This window comes from Pseudomonas putida, assembly GCF_004357765.1.
GTDB classification, from domain to species: Bacteria; Pseudomonadota; Gammaproteobacteria; order Pseudomonadales; family Pseudomonadaceae; genus Aquipseudomonas; species Aquipseudomonas putida_U.
Genome location: NZ_SMTE01000102.1, coordinates 1 through 636, shown reverse-complemented (window position 1 = coordinate 636; position 636 = coordinate 1). Strand labels below are relative to the sequence as shown.

General features: G+C 62.4%; 1 protein-coding gene. It reads right to left on the bottom strand.

Annotated features, from left to right (window positions below; genetic code table 11):
* The coding region (locus tag E2H86_RS25715; RefSeq protein ID WP_243744102.1) for a GTP-binding protein at positions 1-636 on the bottom strand (636 nt) is incomplete at both ends.

Sequence of the window (636 nt, the reverse complement as noted above, 5' to 3'; positions counted from 1 at the left end):
GGATCGAACCCGGCTTGCACAGCACTTGGCCGCGCTCGACGTCTTCGCGCTTCGTACCGCGCAGCAGAATACCGACGTTGTCGCCTGCTTGACCCTGGTCCAGCAGCTTGCGGAACATTTCCACGCCCGTGCAGGTCGTCTTTTGCGTGGCTTTGATACCGACGATTTCCAGCTCTTCGCCGACCTTGACTACACCGCGCTCGATACGGCCGGTCACCACGGTACCGCGACCCGAGATCGAGAACACGTCTTCCACCGGCATCAGGAACGTGCCGTCAACAGCGCGCTCCGGCGTCGGGATATAGGTGTCCAGTGCGTCGGCCAGGTTCATGATGGCCACTTCGCCCAGTTCGCCCTTGTCGCCTTCCAGCGCCAGCTTGGCCGAACCCTTGATGATCGGGGTGTCGTCGCCCGGGAAGTCGTACTTCGACAGAAGTTCGCGCACTTCCATCTCGACCAGCTCCAGCAGCTCAGCGTCGTCCACCATGTCGCACTTGTTCAGGAACACGACGATGTACGGCACGCCGACCTGACGGGCCAGCAGGATGTGCTCACGCGTTTGCGGCATCGGGCCGTCAGCGGCCGAGCACACGAGGATTGCACCGTCCATCTGGGCGGCACCGGTGATCATGTTCT